Raw genomic sequence first — 19,923 nt, forward strand, 5'->3', positions numbered from 1 at the left:
CATAACGAGTCATCGCCGTTATATCGGCGGTGACCTCGCAGTGCCATATTTCCCTCGTCATCGAAACCGCCCAGGCCAGGTGGAAAGCCGATGATCTGCACATCCCGCACTCTAAAAACAACAGAACTGATTAATCGACTTGCGTACCGGTCGAGTAATGCGTTCGGCATTGCGAAGCAAGAGAGAATACATGACCAATAAGCTCAATATTTCATTGGAAGACGCGCCACTCAACAGCTTTCATAAAAAGTTGGCGATCTACTCCTCCGGCGCCCCCTTTCTCGACGGGTACATCCTGAGCATTATCGGCGTGGTATTGATGCAACTTAGCCAGGCGCTTCAATTAACTGAACTGGAAGAGGGCTTGGTGGCCGCCGCTTCACTGGTCGGCATGTTCTTCGGCGGTTTTGTCGGTGGTTTATTCACCGACAAGCTCGGGCGCAAGACCCTCTATGTGCTTGTGCTGGTTATGCTGGCCGTTTTCTCCCTCGGCCAATTCTGGGTGACCTCTGCCTGGGCCCTCATCACGCTGCGCCTGCTGCTTGGTGTCGCTATTGGCGCCGACCACCCGCTGGCAACCTCGCTGCTGGCTGAGTTTCTGCCCAAGAAACAGCGTGGTTCGATCCTTGCCAGCCTGGTGATGATGTGGTTCGTCGGCGCCGCAGTGGCCTACGTCGCCGGTGAACTGATCCTGCGTAGCATGGGCCCCGAGGCGTGGCGCTGGGCGCTGGCCAGTGCGGTGGTGCCTGCCGTGCTGTTCCTGATCATGCGCGCCGGTACCCCGGAATCAGCCCGCTGGCTGCTAAGCAAAGGCCGTACTCGGGAAGCCGACAACGTGATCAAGAAGGTCTACGGCGACGGCTTTTCAATTAGCGACCTGCCCGAGCCGCCGGCTAAGCGTCATGTCACGGTGTGGTCGCTGTTCCACTCCAGCTATGGCAAGCGGATCTTCTTCGTCAGCATCTTCTGGACCTGCTCGATCATTCCGCAATTCGCCATCTACGCCTTCGCGCCGAAGATCCTCGCCGCTATGGGCCTGACTGGGCAGTTGGCCGCCTGGGGTGCGGTGGCGATCACTATTATCTTCGTGTTCGGCTGCCTGCTGGGGGTCAAACTGATCAACCCGCTGGGCCGGCGCAACATGCTGATGCACAGCTTTCTCTGGTCAGGCCTGGCGCTGCTCTTGCTGGGGCTGTTCCCCGACGGCGCCGCTGTGCTGACCCTGATGCTGTTCGGCAGCTACGCGCTGTTCATAGGTGGTGCCCAGGTGCTGCAGTACGTCTACCCGAATGAACTTTTCCCCACCGAAATCCGTGGTTCGGCGGTGGGCCTGGCGACGTCGCTGTCACGGATCGGCGCGGCAATCGGTACCTATCTGGTGCCAATCTCGCTTTCCTCGATCGGTATCGCCAACACCATGATCGCCGCGTTCGGCATCTCGATGGTTGGCCTGTTCTTCACATGGCTGATGGCCCCGGAGACCCGCTCGCTGGACCTGGCAAAAGCCAGCGCCGCCTGACGTCCCTTTGCGCCAAACCGGTGCGCGCCCAGCGCGCACCGCTCACAAGGAGTCCGCTATGTTCAAGCGAACCATCCACGCGGTCGATACTCACGCCGGCACGCCGATGCGCGTGATCACCGGCGGCGTTCCGCATATCCCGGGCGACACCGTCTACGCCAAGATGAAATGGCTGGAAGAAAACGACGACCAACTGCGCAAGCTGATGTTGCGTGAGCCGCGCGGCTACCCGGCACACTGCTGCGACATCATCGTCCCGCCGTGCCATCCGGATGCCGACGCCGGCTACGTGATCATGGAGCAGATCGAATACCCGGTGATGTCCGGAGGCAACACTATCTCGGTGGTCACGGTGCTACTGGAAATGGGCCTGCTGCCGATGAAGGAGCCGCTGACCGAATTGGTGCTTGAGGCACCTGCCGGGCTGATCCCGATCAAGGCCGAGTGCAAGGACGGCAAGGTCAAGGGCGTCACCTTCCAGAACGTGCCGGCCTTCGCTGCACATCTGGATGCGGCCATCGACGTGCCGCACTTGGGCAAGGTGCGCGTCGACGTGGGCTGGGGCGGTATGTTCTACGTGATCGCCGATGTGCGTCAGTTCAAGGGCCTGGAACTGATCCCGCAGCATGGTGGGGAGATTGCTCGTATTTCCTCGATGATCCGCCAGGCGGCGATTGAGCAACTGCCGGTTGCGCACCCGGACTATCCGGGCGTGGGCATCACCATATCGCAGCTGTCCGGTCCGAGCGAAGACCCCAATGCCGACTGGAAAAACGTGGTCACTATGGCGTCCGGCGAATTTTCCTGGGACGACCAGGCCACCTGGACCGGCGCCCTGGACCGCTGCCCGTGCGGCACCGGCACCAGCGCGAAGATGGCCACGCTGCACGCCAAGGGCGAGCTACCGCTCAATCAGGACTTCCGCCACCAAGGCATCATCGGCAACATCTACATCGGCCGCCTGATAGAGGAAACTACAATTGGCCAGCACCGGGCAGTGGTGCCCACCATCACTGGAAAGAGCTGGATCTATGGCCTGAACACCTACGTGCTCGACCATGACGATCCGTTTACCGAAGGCTTCACCATCGGCGACATTTGGGCGTAATATCTGGACAAAGGCCGGCGCAACATAACGCCGGCCTTTGTCGTTTCAACGCCTGAGCGAGAACATTCCGCCCAGCACCACCAGCAGCGCCCCGACCACCAGGGTGGTTTCCAGCGTTTCACTGAACCACACCACACCCAGCACCGAAGCGAACACTAGCAGGGAATAGTTGAACGGCTGCAGGGTTACCGCTTCCGCATACTTCAGCGCTTGCAGCAGCAACAGCTGCGCCAACACTCCGGTGATCGATAGCACCAGCATTAGCACTATCTCCAACGGCGAAGGCGTTACCCACTGCGGCAAGCCAATCACCGTCGAAACCAGCGCACCCCACAAGCCCATGTACAGCATGTTGGTGCCAAAGGTATCGGCACGGCTGATCTTGCGCGTGAGGATGTTGAAGCAGGCGAACATCAAGGCCGCCGCCAGGGGAATCAGCGATGCCAGGCTGAATACGCCCATGCCCGGCTTGAGAATGATCAGCGTGCCGGCAAAACCGATCACTGCCGCCAGGCCCTGACGCAGGGTGAGCTGCTCACGCAGCACCAGGGCGGCCATGCCCATTGTCAGCAAGGGGAAGACCGCGTAGATGGCGTGGGTTTCGGCCAGGCCCAGGTAGCGCAGCGCCACACCGAATAAGACAATCTCGAACACCCCAAGCAGCGAGCGAGCCAACTGCAACCACGGATGGCTACTTTTTAGCATATTGCCAAGCCCGCCCTTCATCTGCACGAAGCACACGGCAAAGATCAGGAACACCCAGTAACGCACCATCACCAACTGCGTCACCGGCAGATCCTCGACGAGAATCTTGGTAATCCCGTCCTGCGTGGCGAAGATAAACATCGACAGCAGGCACAGGCCGATGCCGATGCGTGTTTCCTTCGAGCGCCGCACTTCATTCAGTGACTGTACCGCTGCGCTCATGGTGGCAATCCCCTGACCATATCGTTCACCCACAATTCCTTGAACACCCGCAATTTGGCGATGACCAAACCATTGACCACCGTCCTGTCGGCGTGTATTTCACGCCCGAGCTGATCCGGCAGATCGTCAACTAGCCTTCAACGCAAGTTGTTTCAGCACGTACTGGCACACCGTCAGGTCCAGATGCGCCCCACCTGCGTTCTTGTACAGCGTTATGTCCTCAGGCTGACGCAACACCGCAGACGACTGGCAGATCTCGAACAGATCGGCCTGAATGCTGTCTTCGCTGATCAGGCCCTCCTGCAACGGGCCTTGGAGGTCACCGGAGTTGAGCGCCCCTTCGCGATCGTCTGCGTACAGCCTGGCCCGTGCTACGAGCTGCGCGTCGGCCTCCCGCATGTCCGGCCTGAAGCCGCCGACCAGATCGACATGAGTACCCGGGCGAACCAGTTGCCCTTTCACCAGTGCCACGCTGGAAGCGGTTGCCGAGACAATGATGTCTGCGCGACCGACAGCCGCGTCCAGGTTGACCACCAGCGTCGCGTCGATGCCCCGGGCCTGAAGCTGGGCAACGAAGGTTTCGAGCTTCTTGGACGTCCGGTTCCACAGCAACACCTGGCGGATGCCCGGACGAATATGCAGGTAGGCCTCGGTCAACGCTCGCGCCACCAGCCCCGCGCCAAGCACCAGCAGCACACTGCTGTCTTGCCGGCTGAGCCGCTCGCCAGCCAGCGCGGAATCTCCGGCGGTCTTCCACGCCGTGATGGCCGGGCCATCGCAGATCGCTGAAATCGCCTTGGTGTGCTCGTCTACTACCACGAACGCGGCCTGCTCGGCCGGCAAGGAGGGCGTGGCCGACAGGTTGCCCGGAAAGATCGAGGCAATCTTCACCCCGGCACCGACACCAGGGAGGATCACGCCCCTGCTGAACAACCCGTACTCGCTGTCGCCGAGGAAATAGTCATCAATCCTTGGCCGCGCTCCGAGGTGAGCATGCCGCAGCGCTTCGAGCACGCCGGTCCAGTCCAGCACGGCATTAATCTGTTCAGCAGTAACAATCTTCATCTCAGTCAGTCTCTCCGTTATCCATTACAACCATTGCGGCCTGCCGATGATGCGCCTGCCCGCCTCCGCCGAATTAACGCAATCGGCCAGGCTTCCATACGACACGCCTTTGCCTACCAGGCCTGGACCATAGTGAGCGAACTTACCGGAGTTGGTCATCGCGGTGCGCGCCGACGCCGGGAACATGTCGGCGTTGAGCATACAGAGGCAGATATCAGTGCTGACCCGAGCGCCGAATGCCTCGATGTGCTCTATGTAACCAGCCGCCTGGGCTTGCTCATAGACGTACTGGCTAGTTGTGATGAGGAAATCGCAGTGGCTGTCCGACTGCCGACCTTCCACCAGCGGAGCGAGTTCAGCGAAATCTCCGAGGGTGAAGTGCGGGCTGCCCAACAGCACCAGATCGAGCTTTTCTTCCTCGGTAGTCGAGAGCTTTTTGAACACCGACAGCAGTTCTTCCGGCGTAACGTCAAGGGTACGCGTCGCCGTCTTACCGCCAAGCGCCGCCTCCAAAGTCGGTGCCTCCGGGGTTACGCCGACCATGTGGAACAAGCCGACTGCGCCGGAAGTGGCCAGGGTCGAGCTGAGGTACTTGAGGTCCTCCAGGCTCGGCTTTTCCTCCACCCCACAGATTACCGGGATATCCGCGCCGGCATGCTTGCCGATCAGATAACCCAACACGGTGTAGAACGAGCTGTCGAGATTGTCGAGCCTCGGGATATTGATCACGAAGTTGCCCTTGCGATTTTCTTCCAAGTGCAGGCCACAGTATGGCGCCCGGCCGACGATTGCAGCGCAGATATCCAGGAAGTCGCCCTGGCGGTTAGTACGGGCGCCCAGCACGCTGTTCGAATAGACAATGGCGTTGGATTCCGCCCACACGATATCGTCGCCCAGCTTCGGCGTCTGCGGGAACACATACGGAGTGCAGGAGAAAATCGGCTTGGCGCCCATCTGTTCGAAAGCGGTAGCCAAGCGGTCGGCGTAGCCGGCGAACTCGGGGTCGATGTTCTGCTCTTTCCAGCGCTTGCGATCAATGGAAATGGCGTTGATCGAAGTCGGTACACATACCTTCGCGCCCATCTGCGCCAAGGTTTCGATGACCTTGAGGCTGGCCTGGCCGGTGTAGATACTTCCGCCGACATGCACACTGGTAATGTCGACCAATTTCTTCGCGCCCTGCATCACCGCAATTTTCAGAACCACCCGCAGTGCGATCTTCGCCGCTTCACCCTGCTCGCCAGCCAGGATCGCCCGGTCGAGCTCGGAGAGTTCGACCTGGTGCATGAAATCATTCATAAATCATCACCATCCCATTTTCCGAGATACTTGCACTGCCAGCCGTGAACAATGCTTCGAAGTCATCGTCGTCCAGTTGCACGACAGGAATCTTCCGGCCAAAGAACTCATCGAAGATCACCACGCCAAGGGCGATGATCTCATCAACCTTGTTGAGGATGATCGCAGCCGGTGCATGGCCGTTGTGCAAGGCCCGGTGAGATTTTCTCCCTTCAGGGGATGATGCTGATCGATGATCTCCCCGGTGGCCGGATCGTACCCGCCCCAGAAACTGATCATATTGCGAGTGGCACATAGTCCGCCTTCGGCATGCCCGTCAACCAGCACACGGCCTTGGGCCGTGTGCAGGAGCGGTCCGCGGTCAATACTGACCTGCTCGTTCATTTCATCCCCTAGTCAAAATCAGGTGCAGATCCTGCAATGGCCAGATCACAGGATCTGCTCCAATGGCTAATCTTCCAGCATGCTCCCCTACATCAAGGCCGCCATATATAGCGGCCATGACAGTTTTCAGGAGAACGTCTTGTGCGGGTCGATAACGAATTTCTTCGGCACGCCGGCATCGAATTCGCCATAACCCTGCGGTGCCTGGTCAAGGCTGATTACCTGCACGCCAACGACTTCGGCGATGTTGATACGGTCCCACATGATCGCCTGCATCAGCGTGCGGTTGTACTTCATCACGGGGGTTTGGCCAGTATGGAAACTGTGGGATTTCGCCCAGCCCAGGCCAAAGCGGATGCTCAGTGCACCGATCTTGGCGGCAGCATCGACTGCGCCCGGGTCTTCGGTGACGTACAGGCCAGGGATACCGATCTTGCCGGCGACGCGGGTGACCTGCATCAGCGAATTGAGCACGGTGGCTGGAGCTTCGTGCTTGGCGCCCTCATGACCATGGCCACGGGCTTCGAAACCGACGGCATCGACGGCACAGTCAACTTCAGGCTCGCCCAGCAGGTTGGCGATCTGCTCGTGCAGCGGGGTGTCGAGAGACAGGTCGGCAATCTCGAAGCCCTGGGCCTTAGCATGGGCCAGCCGCGCCGGGTTCAGGTCACCGACGATGACGACTGCAGCACCGAGCAGGCGGGCCGAAGCGGCTGCAGCCAGGCCAACTGGGCCGGCACCCGCCACATAAACGGTGCTGCCCGGGCCGACGCCAGCGGTCACGGCGCCATGGTAGCCGGTGGGCAGGATGTCGGAGAGGCACGTCAGGTCACGAATCTTCTCCATGGCCCGGTCACGGTTGTGCAGTTTCAGCAAATTGAAATCGGCATACGGCACCATTACGTACTCAGCCTGGCCGCCGGTCCAGTCGCCCATGTCGACGTAGCCGTAGGCACCACCGGCTCGCGCGGGATTGACGGTCAGGCAGACGCCCGTGTGCATCTCTTTGCACGACCGGCAGCGCCCACACGCAACGTTGAACGGCACGGAAACCAGGTCGCCGATCTGCAGGTGTTCGACATCCCGGCCTTTTTCAATGACTTCACCGGTGATTTCATGACCAAGGACCAGGCCGACCTGGGCCGTGGTGCGGCCGCGGACCATGTGCTGGTCGGAGCCACAGATATTGGTAGCGACCACCTTGAGGATCACCGCATGCTCGATCTTCTTACCGCGCGGGTCCTGCAGCTTCGGATAGTCGATGTTCTGCACCTCGACCTTGCCGGCGCCCTGGTAGACCACACCTCTGTTGTACACGCTCATTGTTTACCTCTCCGTTGACAACTGTCTGTTCAATCCTGCAAAAAAATGTTTTCGAACGGGTAACGGGTCAGCACCTCGCAGCCGTCCTCGGTGACCAGCAACTGATTCTCCAGCTTGATCCCGTCGCGCCCGCCCACCTCGCCGATATAGGCCTCGACGCAGAGCGCCATGCCCGGTTGCAGCACTCCGTCGTAGCCGTATGACTCGACGTCTTCCGGGTAGCGGATGCATGGGTATTCGTCGCACAACCCAACCCCGTGGAACATCACACCGTAGCGCTGGGCACGGCAGGACTCAGGCAAACGGTGGCCAAGGGCAGTGAGTTCGGTAAAGCCGACGCCTGGGCGGACCAGTTCGGTGTTGAAGCGGATGTGTTCATGGGCGATGCGGTATAAGCGCTTCTGCTCGGCGGTCGGTTCCGTCCCCCCACAGATCCAACTGCGCGACATGTCCACGCACATCCCATACACGCCAATCAGGTCGGTGTCGAAGGACAGCAGGTCACCGTCGCTAAGCACCCGCGGGCCGGACTCCTGATACCAAGGGTTGGTGCGCGGGCCTGAGCTGAGGATGCGGGTTTCGATCCATTCGCCACCGCGGCGAATGTTGCCGGCGTGCAGCGCGGCCCAGACGTCGTTCTCGGTAGCACCGGCGCACATGGCCTGGCGCATCTCGCCGATCGACGCTTCGCAGGAGGCGACAGCGCAGCGCATCGCCTTAATCTCGTCTGGCCCCTTGATCACCCGGGCGAATTCGGTAACCTCCTGGCCGCTATGGACCTGCACGCCCAAGGCGTCGAGGGCGCGCAGGCCGGCGACTTCGATACGGTCGACGGCGAGCCGGCGGTTGCTACCGCCGTGAGTGCGCAGCAGGTCGTCAATCTGCGCGGCGAAGCGTTGGGCATGTTGTTCGGTGCGATCGCCCGTTTCGAAATAGAAGAACGAAGCGCCGCTGCGCAGTTCGCTCACCAAAGGCAAGTGCGCGCTGAGGTGGTCGCAGCCGTGAAAGTCCCACAACACCACATGACCGCTGGCGGCGACGAAGCAAGCGCGGGCGGGGTTGTGGGTGGTCCACAGTTGCATGTTGGTGGTGTCGGTGGCGTAGCGGATGTTCAGCGGATCGAACAGCAGGACTCCGGCCAAGTCGCGGGCGATCATCTGCTCGGTGAGACGTTGCAGCCGATATTCGCGCATCGTCGCCAGATGTGGGGCTTCAAGGCCCAGCTTGGCCCATTCGGAGAACGCCAGGGGCGTCGGTCCGATTTCCGTGCGGTCGTTGTCATCCAGTGAACCGTCGACCTTCAAAGCCCTGTGGCGAGCAGGGTCGATGCGGCGGCTGTTGGCGGGGATGGAAAATGGCGAGGTCATCATGGCTAGGCGGTCATCCTCATATTGTTGTTATGACCCCAGTCGCGGGACGAGCCCGCGATCAGGGCTTGCGATGAGCGGATCAGTTGCTGGCCTGAGTAGCCGCCGCACGTGACGCCTCGATCCAGCCATCAAACTGTTGCTGATGGGTGGCAATCCATTCCCGCGCATGGCGCTGGATATCTGCCAGGGACTTCTCACCCTGCTGCATTTTCAGGTTCTGCGCGCTCTCATCCGCTGCAGGAATCTGCATCAGCGACAGGTACTTCAACGCCGCCGGGTTCTTTTGCGCAAACTTGCGATTGACCAGCGCCTCAACCTTGTCCACCGCAAAGCCTAGGTTCTTGCCCTGGTAGGTGGTGTCAACATCGTTTTTGCCGCCGGGTAGGTCGGTCTTGGGTACTTCCAACCAGACCACGTCACTCCCCTCCACCAAGGCACCCGCTACCCATTGCGGAATCCAGGTGTAATAGAGCACTGGCTTGCCTTCCTTAAAGCGCGCGATGGTGTCGGCCATTAGGGCGAAGTACGAGCCCTGATTTACATGAATGGACTTCTCCAGGTCATAGGCCTTCATCTGGTGCTCGATCACCAGTTCGCAGCCCCAGCCCGGGTTGCAGCCGGTCATGTCGGCCTTGCCGTCCCCGTCGGTATCAAACAGTTTGGCGATCTCCGGCTTCTTCAGATCGGTGATGTACTTGATGTGGTATTGCTCCGCCGTCTTCTTATCGATCAAGTAGCCCTGCAGTACACCTGGCAGGATGTCGCCGGCCTTGATCATGTTTTCGTCGCCACCAGCCTTCTGGTAGAAACTGGCGTGCAGCTTGTCCCAGGCATTGACGGTGAAGTCGGCATCACCGAAGCCAACGGCCAGGACCATAGTGGCGTACTCGGTTTCCTTCGGGGGTTGTACCGTGTAGCCGAGCTCGCGCAGCCCGGCCAGAGCAATCTCACCACGAAAGCGCTCTTCATCAACGGTGGGGAAGGCAGGGGTTATCTTCACCCCCTCGCCCGGCTTGTCAGCCGAAGCGCTGGCTCCGGCACAGATCACGCTGAATGCCACGACCGAGGCGCATTGCAGAAAACGACGGGTGAATTTGGACTCGTACATCTTCGCTTACCTTTTCTGATTGTTGTGTGGGTTGCGGCAGATAAAACAGAAACTCTCAGGCAGTGTTGCGCTGCCCTGCAGATTGGCCTGCGCCGACCAGGCGCAGCAGTACGCCCACAGGACCGGTCTGGTACCAGCGCCGGCTTGGGTCGGCGCTGGTCCGTGCGCCCATGGCCTGGGTCAGGCGGTCGAGGAATATCGCCAACAGCACCAAGCCCACCCCGCCGACTGTGGCCAGGCCCATGTCCAGCCGGCCGATGCCGCGTAGCACCATCTGGCCCAGTCCGCCGACCGAAATCATCGAGGCGATTACCACCATTGACAGCGACAGCATCAGGGTCTGGTTGAGGCCAGCCATGATGGTCGAGGTGGCCAACGGCAACTGGACACGGGTCAGCATCTGCCGCGGCGTGCAGCCGAAGGCACGAGCCGCTTCAATCTTGTCTTCTGGAACCTGGCGGATACCCAGGTTGGTCAGGCGCACCAGCGGCGGCAGGGCGAAGACGATGGTCACCAGCACACCGGGCACGTTACCGATGCCAAACAGCATCACCACCGGTACCAAGTAAACAAAGGCCGGTAAGGTTTGCATCGCATCAAGTATCGGTCTGATCACCTGCTCCAGCCGATCGCTGCGGGAGCAGGCAATGCCCAGTGGAATGCCAATCAGCGCGCAGAAAAATACCGAAGTCAGCACCAGCGCCAGGGTGGTCATAGACTCTGACCACACGCCAATCAAACCAAGCAAGGTCAGGGTAACGAAGCACAACAGCGCCATGCGCTTACCCGCAAGCTGCCAGCCGAGCAGCGACGAGAGAAGGATGCCGACACTCGGCGGGATACTCTGCAAGGTGAATTCGATACCGTTGAGCACCTGGTCAATCGGCCAACGGATGGCCCTGAATACATCGCGAAAATTGTGCACCATGTAATTCAGTGCACTCTCCACCCAAGTGCCCAGAGGAATGGTTGCGGACTGGAAGGGATCGAGAAAACTGAAATCAGACATCGTGGCTTACCTCTTCTTATCGGGGCTTAGTGGGCGCTATGGATGTGATCCAGCTCTTTTCGACAGGCCCGGCAGATCGTCGCCGGGTCCAGCTGGGCGATATCACCGGCCTTCAATACCCGGGAGACGTCAAACCCTTTGAAGAAGGTCCGCACATAATCGTTGGCGGGCTGGTTGATCAGCTCCAGCGGCGTGCCGATCTGGACCACGCGTCCGCCTTCCATGATCGCGATGCGGTGGCCGATACGTACGGCTTCCTCGATGTCGTGGGAAATGAAGATGATGGTGCGTTGCTGCTCGGCCTGCAGGCGGATCAGCTCACCCTGCATTTCGCTGCGGATCAGCGGGTCCAGGGCGGAGAAGGCTTCGTCCATCAGCAAAATGGTCGGGTCATTCGCCAGGGCGCGGGCCAGGCCGACACGCTGCTGCATACCGCCGGAGAGCTGATGCGGGTAGCTGTAGTCCTGGCCGGCGAGACCGACCTGGGCCAGTGCTTCCCTGGCCCGTGCATGCCGCTCGCTCTCACCGACACCGGAAATCTCCAGCCCGAAGGCGGCATTCTCTAGCACGCTCATGTGCGGCATCAGGGCGAAGGACTGGAAGACCATGCCCATTTCCTTGCGACGCACGTCGAGCAGGGCCTTGTCGCTCAGGCCAGTGATTTCCTGGCCATTGAGGTGGATGCTGCCGGAGGTGGGCTCGATCAGGCGGTTGAACAGTCGCACCATCGTCGACTTGCCTGAGCCCGACAAGCCCATGATCACGAAGATCTCGCCGCGCTTGACGGAGAAGCTAGCATCGAACACCCCGACTACATGGCCAGTCTTTTTGAAGATCTCGTCCTTGTCGGCTCCGTTGTTCAGCATCTTCATGGCCACGCCCGGATTGGGACCGAAGACCTTAAAGATGTTCTTCACCGAAAGAATCTCATCGGTATGGCTCATACGACCCTCTTTTTATATTTATGCCCGAATCCTTTTGAACTCTATGCCTGCGGGGCGCCCCTTAATTGTATGAGCCGGTCAATTTGTATTATCCCGACGCGCAAAAACGGCGGGCGGCTGCCCGGCATCCGACGACGGGTCCGTTTTGTTATATGCACGCCGGCAATACGAGTGCAAAAGTAAGACTGCGTGTTCTCAACTACCCACAACCGTCGCTGTTACACATAACTTCCGAACCCACACTAGCGACCAAAAAGTTATTCGAAGGAAACTCTCATGAGCCAAGTCTTGACCGTCGTTCGAAACGCTCCCGCCTCGCCCCTTGGCGCACTCGCACCCGCGCGCCTGCCGATCGGTGAGCCCGTTGCCCACGCTGCCAGCGGCCAGGCTCAAACCGATGACGCCGTAGGTGCCAGCATCGGTGTATGGGAAAGCAGCCCGGGCGTGTTCCGCCGTCATCTAAAGAACCGTGAGTTCAGCCATATTGTCAGCGGTTGGTGCACCTTCACCCCCGACGGCGGCGAGCCGGTGGAGCTGCGCGCCGGCGACGCGGTGTTATTCCCGGAAGACTGCGAAGGTGTGTGGGACATCCGCGAAGCCCTGCGCAAAACCTACGTACTGTTTTAAGGAGCCGATAATGATCGAACGCATCAACCCCGGCGCGCGGGCCAGCCAGCTAATAGTGGTCGATGGCCGCATCGAAACCTCCGGAATCGTCGCCCTGCCCCCCCAAGGCAATATCGCCGAACAAACTCTCTGCGTTCTGGCACAGCTGGACCAGTGGCTGGCGCAGATCGGCGCCAGCAAGGCCAACCTCACACGCATGCAGATCTGGCTGGCAGACATGAACGAGTTCGCGGCCATGAACGAAGTGTATGACGCCTGGGTCGGTGACCAGCCACCTGTGCGGGCCTGTGTCGGGGCGGCGCTCGCTACGAAGGAATACCGGATCGAGATCCAGGCGTTCGGCCAGCTCTGAGTTCCCTTGATGCGCCATCTGAAGCTGCTGCGGACCGACCGGTCCCCGGCAGCTTTTTCATTTATGTGATCCTGAGGCAGCGTTCTTCTATCAATTGTCTCCCGCGTCATAGTGAGCGACCGCTCTCGCTCCGCATCATGTGACCACAAGACACCATGTTCGAAGGCACCCCTCATGTACCGTGGATTCTGGTATGCCCAGGCGCTTGACCTGGAAAACGATCTGGCCCCTGCCCTGCAGGAATCGATTCAAGCCGATGTCTGCATCGTCGGCGGCGGCTTCCTTGGCCTTTGGTCGGCCATCCGCATGAAACAGGCCCACCCGGAAAAGGTCATCGTCATCGTCGAACGCGACCGTTGCGGCTCTGGCGCCAGCGGTCGCAATGGTGGTATCGCGACCAACTGGTGGGGCAAGTATCTTTCGGTGCGGACCATATGCGGTGATGTCGAGGCGCGGCGCATCTGCGAGGCGGCCGAGTCGGCAATTGACGAAATCGGCAGCTTTTGCGAAGAGCACGGCATCGACGCACAGTACCGTAAGGCTGGCTGGCTGTGGACCGCTACCAATCAGCGCCAGATGAATTCCTGGCGGGTGCTTACCGAAGGCCTGCAAAACCTGGGGGTTAACCCGTTCCAAGACCTGGACCGTCACACCATCCAGAGCCGCGTCGGTTCGCCGCTGGTGCTGGGTGGCATCTACGACCCCAACGCCGCCACCGTGCAGCCGGCAATGCTCGCCCGTGGCCTACGTCGCGTCGCGTTGAAGCTGGGCGTGAAAATCTACGAGAAGACCCCGCTGACCCGCCTGGAGCAAGGCGTCAACCCGGTGGTACATACCGAGCGTGGCACCGTCCGTGCGCAGCGCGTGGTACTGGCAATGAACGCCTGGGGCGCTCGTTTCCCAGAGCTGCGCCGGATGATCGCAATCATGTCCAGCGACATGGTTGCGACCGCACCGGTCAAGGCAAAACTGGATGCCATCGGCTTTAGCGGCGGCGAGTGCATGACCGACTCACGCACCGTGCTCAACTACTGGCGCAACACCCCAGACGGTCGGGTCGTGTTCGGCAAGCCGCTGGGTCAGTTCGCCTTCGCCGGGCGTATCGGTAACCTGTACGAGAAGCCTTCGCCGGCCGCTGACAGGGTCACCGCCGAACTTCGTCGCTTGTATCCGCAGCTGTCCGGCGTGCCGGTCGTCAGCAGTTGGACCGGCCCGATCGACCGCGCGATGAAAGGCCTGCCGAACTTCGGCTACCTCGACCATCACCAGAACATTTCCTACGGCATCGGCTTCTCCGGCAACGGCGTGGCGACTACTGTTTTCGCCAGCCGCATCATCAAATCGCTGGTCGAACATGCCAATGACGAATGGGCGAACTGCGGCCTCGTTAACCAGCGCATGAAACTGCTGCCGCCCGAGCCGTTCCGCTTCTTTGGCGCGCACATGGTGCGTGATGCTCTGGTGCGCAAAGAGTCCCTCGAAGACCACGACCGGGACGCCAACTTCGTGACTCGGCAACTGGTCGCCATGGCCCCAGCCGGCTACGTGCCGGCGCAAAAAAAATAAGGATTTGATCGTGACTGAACAGATCGTTTTTCTCGACGACGAGGGCCTGGCGTCCTCCACTCGGCTGCAGCGCCCGCGCTGCAAGCACAGCTGGCAGCAATACGCCTACACCCAGCCAGAGCAGGTCCTCGAACATCTTAGGGATGCGACCATCGCCCTGACCTGCAGCGTGCCCCTACGCGAAGAGCATCTGCGCCAACTGCCGAAGCTGAAGATGATCTCTCTGGCCCTGACCGGCCGGGATATCGTCGATGTCGATTACTGCGAAGCCCACGGCATCGAGGTGTCCAGCGTGCCTGGATATGCCGCCAATACCGTGGCTGAGCACAGTCTGGCGATGATCTTGGAACTGTTCCGCCGCCCGGCCGCGTTCACCCGGTTGATGCGCCAGGTGCATGCAGGTGAAGCGCCGTACCAGAACATCTACTTCAACCATCGCATCCGCGATGTGCGCGACAAGCAGTTGGCGATCATAGGCAGCGGGCCGATTGCGCTGCGCCTGGCCCATCTGGCGCGGGCCTTCGGGATGCAGGTTCTGTTTGAAGACCGTGGTGGCAGCCGTCGCGGGCCGGATTGCCGACCGCTGGCCGAACTGCTCAGAAGCTGTGATGTGCTGTCGATCAACTGTCCGTTGACGCCGCAGACTTACAACATGATCGATGCGGGGCAGTTGGCATTGATGAAGCAAGATGCGGTGGTGGTAAATACTGGGCGTGGTGGGGTCATTAATGAGGCAGCACTGATTGACGCACTCCAAAACGGGCGCCTCGGCAGTGTAGCGCTCGATGTGGTCGAACATGAACCGCTGCATCCAAGTAATCCGTTGTTCACGTTGATCGACCGAGACGACTTCCTCCTCAATCCGCATATTGCTTGGAGCAGTGAGGACGCCATGCAGCAATTGATGGACAGTGCAGTGGAGAATATCAATGACTTTGTCGCTCGGCAGAATGCCACAGAAAAGATCCGCACAGCCTAAAGCCGTCGCCTTATAAATACCGAGGTTGCCGGCTAAGAGGCCGTTAGGGATCGCCGTTCCTCTATGGCCTCACCACCGCTTTGGCCAGCAGCGCCGGCTACTAGAAGAACGTTATGCTTAACCACCTTGTTGGAATAACACCCGCTCAGCTCGCCTACGTCCTCACCTGCATTTTTCTCGCCGCCATCGCCCGGGGTTTTTCCGGCTTCGGCTTCACGCTACTCACCGTCATGTCCCTGTCCTTCGTCCTCCCCCCGGCGGTGACCGTCCCGGCCATGTTTGTGATGGAAATCGCCGCCGGTATCAAGCTGCTGCCAGCCATCTATAGGCAGGTACACTGGCGTTCGATTCGGGTCCTGGTGGTGACTTCGATAGCCACTACACCCCTCGGCGCTTGGCTGCTCGCCAGCCTGCCGACCGAGCAAGTTAAGCTGATGCTGGCGATCATGGTTTCTCTGACCTGCCTCGCACTGCTTTGCGGCTTCAAACTGCAACGCATGCCTTCAGTCCTAAGCACCGCTGCCACCGGCGCTGGCGCTGGCGTGCTCAACGGCTCTTTGGGTCTGGGAGGCCCACCGGTCATCGTGTTATTCCTAGGCTCGCCTCTGGCGCTGGAAGCCGGGCGCGCGTCGATCATTGCCGCCTTTCTAGCGATGGACCTAGCCGCCCTGCCCGCGCTCTGGGCGCTCGGAATGTTCACCCAACAGGCAATAGTGCTCGGCCTGCTTTCCCTGCCTGCGCTAGTGATGGGTGTCATGCTCGGCGCACGCCTGACCGGCCGAATCGATGAGGCTGAAGCTCGCACTTTGATGCTCCTGATGATGCTGGCCATGGCCGCCTGCACGTTCGCCGAGCTGTTCGCCTAGCTTGCGCTGAGGTGACGCCGCACAGCCGTCCTTACTACAGACCCGAGAGGGTGAAACTGGAGCAGAGGAAACCGATGACAAGACTCACGATGCAATCCGGCGATTTCTTGCAAGGTGAAGGCGAGTATTTGGAACTGAAATCATGCTCTAACGACCCGTCTTTGCTGCTTGTGCCAAAGATTGAGCGAAGCAGTGCCAAAGCTGTCGCTAGCTCACAGCTTTCGAGATCACCGGAGGCGACATCAACGACTGCACCGCGGCTCCCGAACTGATTGCACAGTTGCCGTCTGCCGAAGTGATCGTCGCGGACAAGGGTTATGACAGTGAGCGCATCCGTGAACAGATCGAGACGCAGGGCGCCCGACCGGTGATCCCCAGAAAGCGCAACTCGATCAGGAGCAATGCCGACCTGGATAGGGGGCTGTATCGCTACCGGCATCTGGTGGAAAACGCCTTTGCGCGGCTGAAACACTACCGGGCCGTGGCGTTTCGATACGACAAGCTGAAGCGGAATTACGAGAGCATGGTAGCCATGGCCTGCGGGTTCCTATGGCTGCCCATGTGAAACGTCAACAGGCCCTAGCATGCTCAACAAAGAACCCGCCAATCGCTGACTGAGGCAGCTGGTGTTCGACCTATTTTCGGATCAGGAAACTCCCGCTCGATAGCCGTTTGACGGTTGCTCAAGCCTTCACAAGTGATCTGAAGGCCTATGCCTTAACCATTTCACAGGAGCAATGCCATGCCCGACGCGCGCCCCCAGTAGAAGCTGATGACCTTGATGTGTTGATCAAAGTGTTGGCACACCCGATCCGTCGTCAAATACTCACGTGGCTGAAACAGCCTGCGGTGCACTTTCCCGATCAGTCAAATGGCCACGAATTCGGCGTCTGTGCACAGCAGATTTCCCAGCGCTGTGATCTCGCCCAATCGACAATGTCGACACACTTGGCGCAATTGCAAGGGGTCGGTCTGCTTATGGTGAATCAACAAGGACGAAGCAAATTTTTCAGCCGCAATGAAGCATTGATCGAAAGCATGCTGAAGGCCCTGCAAGACACGCTGTAAATGAAGGACCCGCGCCTTGATTCACGAAGGCTCATCTTGCACAGCGCTAAAGTGCTGATTTAGCCGCGGTCCGCCGGTAACCGAGCAACCATGAAGTCGACAAAGGCCTTTATCTTGGGTAATGGCTGCCGGCTCGACGGCCACAATACGGTGAAACTGCGTCGGTCTGAAACATACGCTTCCAGCAAAGATACCAGACGGTCTCGAGCAAGCGCATCGACGAGTATGAAGTCCGGAAGGCAAGCAATGCCCTGCCCGGCTTCAGCCATTGCCAGCAAGGGATCGATGGCATTGGCGACTGCACTTTGAGGAAGGTCCAGATGCACGGGTTTGCCGTGTTCGCTCAGCGGCCAGGCATCCAGCTTGCCGCTCGAGGGATAGCGATAGTGTAAACAAGCGTGACTTGCCAGCTCCGAGGGGTGCGTCGGCGTGCCGCGCTGCTCAAGATAGCCTGGGGTGGCGACGATGCGATGACTGAAACCCTGCAGTCTGCGCATCATCAATCTGGAGTCTTCCACTTCGCCTATACGCATGACAGCATCAAACCCCTCCTCGATCACATTCACAAGGCGATCACTGAAGTCCATCTCCAGTTCCACGGCCGGGTAGGTCTGCTGAAACGCGATCAAGTGAGGCATCAGGCGCATCCCCAGCTGCGGCAAACTCAACCGCAGCTTCCCTTGCGGTTTTGCCGCCGCCTGATGCAGCTCTCGCTCAGCCACTTCGAGTTCGGCAAAGATACGATGGCAGCGCTCCAGGAATAGCGCGCCTTCGGGTGTGAGGGTGATGGCTCGGGTGGAACGATGAAACAGCCGTACGCCAAGCCGCTCTTCCAGCCGAGCTATGGCTTTCCCAATAGCGGATGATGACACCTCCAGTCACCTGCCGGCCTCTGTGAAACTGCGTGCTTCCGCAGCATGAACAAACGCTCCTAAGCCCCCCATCTGATCCATCATCGCAGACATGATTGCATCCAAATATTCCTGAATGATCGGAATTGTAGCTCATTTTTCTTCACGGAAATCCTCTTTATAGTCGTTCAAACGCTGTTAGCGAGCCCCTGGTGATGGGCTCAAACGAATCGACGAGGTAAAGATGAGCTTCAAACATCCATTCGCAGCTTTGCCAGCCGAGCTGTCCAGCCATCGAGGGTTTGCAAGAGTGTTCCGCCCCGGGCACCTGACCTTCGGTTTCATTGCGCCTTTGGAGAGTTACCCCGAAACTCCTGGCCCGACACTGGCCGATCACACGGCCATGGCTCAGAAAGTCGATGAGGCAGGATTCTCCGCCATCTGGCTGAGGGACGTTCCTTTCTACGACCCCCATTTTGGCGATGTCGCACAGGTGTTGGACCCCTTGGTCTATGCCGGCTATCTCGCCGCAGTCACGCGCACTATCGCGATCGGTACCGCCGGTATAGTGCTGCCATTGCGTGACCCACTGATCGTGGCAAAACAGGCTGCAAGCGTCGACCAATTGCTGGGTGGGCGCTTGATTCTGGGCCTTGCGGGCGGTGATCGGCCCATCGAGTACCCCGCGTTCGGGGTTGAATTCCATAGCCGCGCCGATCGCTTCCGGGATGCGCTTGCGGTGCTCAGGGCGGCCACGGAACAGGATTGGCCGACTTTTTCGTCGCTGTTTCACGGGCAACTCACTGGCAACCTCGACTTGGTACCCAAACCATTGGCACCACGGCTCCCCACTTTGGTTGTGGGCATGGCTGGGCAGACACCGGCGTGGATTGCCGAACACACCGACGGCATGATCGGCTACCTCAATGACCCCATCCGCGTGCCGAGCATCGCGTCCCACTGGCAACAGGCTTCTGCCGGGAAACCTTTCAAGCCGTACGGTTACGGAACCTTCTTCGACCTTGATTCAGACCCGAATGCACCTCTGCAACAAGGGCGGGTAATGCGTGCCGGCCGAAATACCCTCATCGAATTGTGGTTGCGCCAGCAGGACCAAGGCGTTTCGCATGTCGCACTGAATTTCAAACCACAACGTCGCCCTGCCTCTGAAGTCATCGATGAGCTTGGTGAGTACGTGCTCCCGCATTTCCCTAGCCATGTACCGGCAGGCGTATAACCCATCTCCACGGAGTTTTCATGATGCACCACGCTGTCCACGCGATGGATTTCATCTTTCAGACCAAGTTGGGGACCTACCCCCTGGCGGTGCAGTGCGAAATGCTCGCCTCCCTGGGTTACCAGGGCATCACCATGTCGTCCTGGAGTTCTGAGCTCAGGGACCTGCCAAAGGTAAAGCGCGAGTGGGGCCTGCGGCGTTTTTCAAGGTAGTTGTCGCGTCAGCCGTCTAACTATGCCGCTCTTTTCTCGACCTGTTGCTCTCGATCCGGGTTCAACAACACGGTACCGATCGGCTCCCAGTTACGCGTCCGGCCTGACC

Annotated in this window: 18 protein-coding genes and 3 pseudogenes; 11 read left to right on the top strand and 10 right to left on the bottom strand. The window is 59.7% G+C overall.

The genetic code is table 11. From position 1 onward, the window contains the following. Positions 1-190 precede the first annotated feature (190 nt). Positions 191-1,519 (top strand): MFS transporter, encoded by a 1,329-nt coding sequence (locus tag GUY40_RS24750; RefSeq protein ID WP_166571540.1) that lies wholly within the window; start codon positions 191-193, stop codon positions 1,517-1,519. Between the two features lie 58 nt (positions 1,520-1,577). After that, positions 1,578-2,627, top strand: coding sequence for a proline racemase family protein (locus GUY40_RS24755; RefSeq protein WP_166571541.1), 1,050 nt, complete (start codon positions 1,578-1,580; stop codon positions 2,625-2,627). A 45-nt stretch (positions 2,628-2,672) separates the two neighbouring features. Here GUY40_RS24755 and GUY40_RS24760 read toward each other — a convergent pair whose 3' ends face one another. From GUY40_RS24760 to GUY40_RS24800, 9 genes and pseudogenes are all read right to left on the bottom strand, one after another. After that, entirely contained in the window at positions 2,673-3,554 is an 882-nt protein-coding gene (locus GUY40_RS24760; protein ID WP_166571542.1) for a DMT family transporter, read from the bottom strand. Positions 3,555-3,680: 126 nt separating this feature from the next. Further along, complete coding sequence (locus GUY40_RS24765) at positions 3,681-4,619, bottom strand: ornithine cyclodeaminase family protein (RefSeq protein WP_166571543.1); 939 nt, start codon at positions 4,617-4,619, stop codon at positions 3,681-3,683. Between the two features lie 24 nt (positions 4,620-4,643). Further along, the gene (locus GUY40_RS24770; RefSeq protein WP_166571544.1) at positions 4,644-5,918 is read right to left on the bottom strand and encodes an aconitase X catalytic domain-containing protein; all 1,275 of its coding nucleotides are present in this window, start codon (positions 5,916-5,918) and stop codon (positions 4,644-4,646) included. Beyond that, positions 5,911-6,302: pseudogene (locus tag GUY40_RS24775) on the bottom strand (aconitase X swivel domain-containing protein). Before GUY40_RS24775 ends, GUY40_RS24770 begins: the two are co-directional and overlap by 8 nt. Positions 6,303-6,428: 126 nt before the next feature. Then, positions 6,429-7,625, bottom strand: a complete 1,197-nt coding sequence (fdhA, locus tag GUY40_RS24780) for a formaldehyde dehydrogenase, glutathione-independent (RefSeq protein ID WP_166571546.1) — start codon at positions 7,623-7,625, stop codon at positions 6,429-6,431. Positions 7,626-7,654: 29 nt separating this feature from the next. Next, positions 7,655-8,995 carry a dimethylsulfonioproprionate lyase DddP gene (gene dddP, locus GUY40_RS24785; RefSeq protein WP_166571547.1) on the bottom strand — a complete coding sequence of 447 codons (1,341 nt, stop codon included), beginning with the start codon at positions 8,993-8,995 and terminating at the stop codon, positions 7,655-7,657. Between the two features lie 79 nt (positions 8,996-9,074). Beyond that, a complete protein-coding gene (gene proX, locus GUY40_RS24790; RefSeq protein WP_166571548.1) occupies positions 9,075-10,103 on the bottom strand; it encodes a glycine betaine/L-proline ABC transporter substrate-binding protein ProX in 1,029 nt (342 codons plus the stop codon). A gap of 55 nt (positions 10,104-10,158) precedes the next feature. Next, the gene (proW, locus tag GUY40_RS24795) at positions 10,159-11,112 is read right to left on the bottom strand and encodes a glycine betaine/L-proline ABC transporter permease ProW (RefSeq protein WP_166571549.1); all 954 of its coding nucleotides are present in this window, start codon (positions 11,110-11,112) and stop codon (positions 10,159-10,161) included. A 26-nt stretch (positions 11,113-11,138) separates the two neighbouring features. Then, positions 11,139-12,056 carry a glycine betaine/L-proline ABC transporter ATP-binding protein gene (locus GUY40_RS24800; protein WP_256675856.1) on the bottom strand — a complete coding sequence of 306 codons (918 nt, stop codon included), beginning with the start codon at positions 12,054-12,056 and terminating at the stop codon, positions 11,139-11,141. Between the two features lie 276 nt (positions 12,057-12,332). On the opposite strand from GUY40_RS24800, the gene GUY40_RS24805 reads away from it, so the two are divergent. The 7 genes and pseudogenes from GUY40_RS24805 to GUY40_RS24835 all read left to right on the top strand — a co-directional run bounded on the left by GUY40_RS24805 (position 12,333) and on the right by GUY40_RS24835 (position 17,514). Beyond that, positions 12,333-12,683, top strand: a complete 351-nt coding sequence (locus GUY40_RS24805; protein WP_166571550.1) for a cupin domain-containing protein — start codon at positions 12,333-12,335, stop codon at positions 12,681-12,683. 10 nt (positions 12,684-12,693) lie between these two features. Next, positions 12,694-13,035, top strand: a complete 342-nt coding sequence (locus GUY40_RS24810) for a RidA family protein (protein WP_166571551.1) — start codon at positions 12,694-12,696, stop codon at positions 13,033-13,035. A gap of 174 nt (positions 13,036-13,209) precedes the next feature. Then, on the top strand, positions 13,210-14,601 hold the full coding sequence (locus tag GUY40_RS24815) for an FAD-binding oxidoreductase (protein WP_166571552.1): 1,392 nt from the start codon (positions 13,210-13,212) through the stop codon (positions 14,599-14,601). Positions 14,602-14,611: 10 nt separating this feature from the next. After that, positions 14,612-15,580 (top strand): NAD(P)-dependent oxidoreductase, encoded by a 969-nt coding sequence (locus GUY40_RS24820; protein ID WP_166571553.1) that lies wholly within the window; start codon positions 14,612-14,614, stop codon positions 15,578-15,580. Between the two features lie 113 nt (positions 15,581-15,693). Beyond that, positions 15,694-16,446, top strand: coding sequence for a sulfite exporter TauE/SafE family protein (locus GUY40_RS24825; RefSeq protein WP_166571554.1), 753 nt, complete (start codon positions 15,694-15,696; stop codon positions 16,444-16,446). Positions 16,447-16,666: 220 nt separating this feature from the next. Beyond that, a pseudogene (locus tag GUY40_RS24830) lies at positions 16,667-17,011 on the top strand (IS5 family transposase); the annotation flags it as partial. A gap of 158 nt (positions 17,012-17,169) precedes the next feature. After that, positions 17,170-17,514, top strand: a complete 345-nt coding sequence (locus GUY40_RS24835; protein ID WP_166571558.1) for a helix-turn-helix transcriptional regulator — start codon at positions 17,170-17,172, stop codon at positions 17,512-17,514. A 59-nt stretch (positions 17,515-17,573) separates the two neighbouring features. On the opposite strand, the pseudogene GUY40_RS24840 reads toward GUY40_RS24835, so the two are convergent. Beyond that, positions 17,574-18,467, bottom strand: a pseudogene (locus GUY40_RS24840) (LysR family transcriptional regulator). 142 nt (positions 18,468-18,609) lie between these two features. On the opposite strand from GUY40_RS24840, the gene GUY40_RS24845 reads away from it, so the two are divergent. Further along, complete coding sequence (locus GUY40_RS24845; protein WP_166571555.1) at positions 18,610-19,602, top strand: LLM class oxidoreductase; 993 nt, start codon at positions 18,610-18,612, stop codon at positions 19,600-19,602. A 20-nt stretch (positions 19,603-19,622) separates the two neighbouring features. Next, on the top strand, positions 19,623-19,814 hold the full coding sequence (locus tag GUY40_RS24850; RefSeq protein WP_256675857.1) for a hypothetical protein: 192 nt from the start codon (positions 19,623-19,625) through the stop codon (positions 19,812-19,814). Positions 19,815-19,923: the final 109 nt, after the last annotated feature.

Source organism: Pseudomonas sp. R5(2019) (assembly GCF_009905435.1).
Classification (GTDB): Bacteria; Pseudomonadota; Gammaproteobacteria; order Pseudomonadales; family Pseudomonadaceae; genus Aquipseudomonas.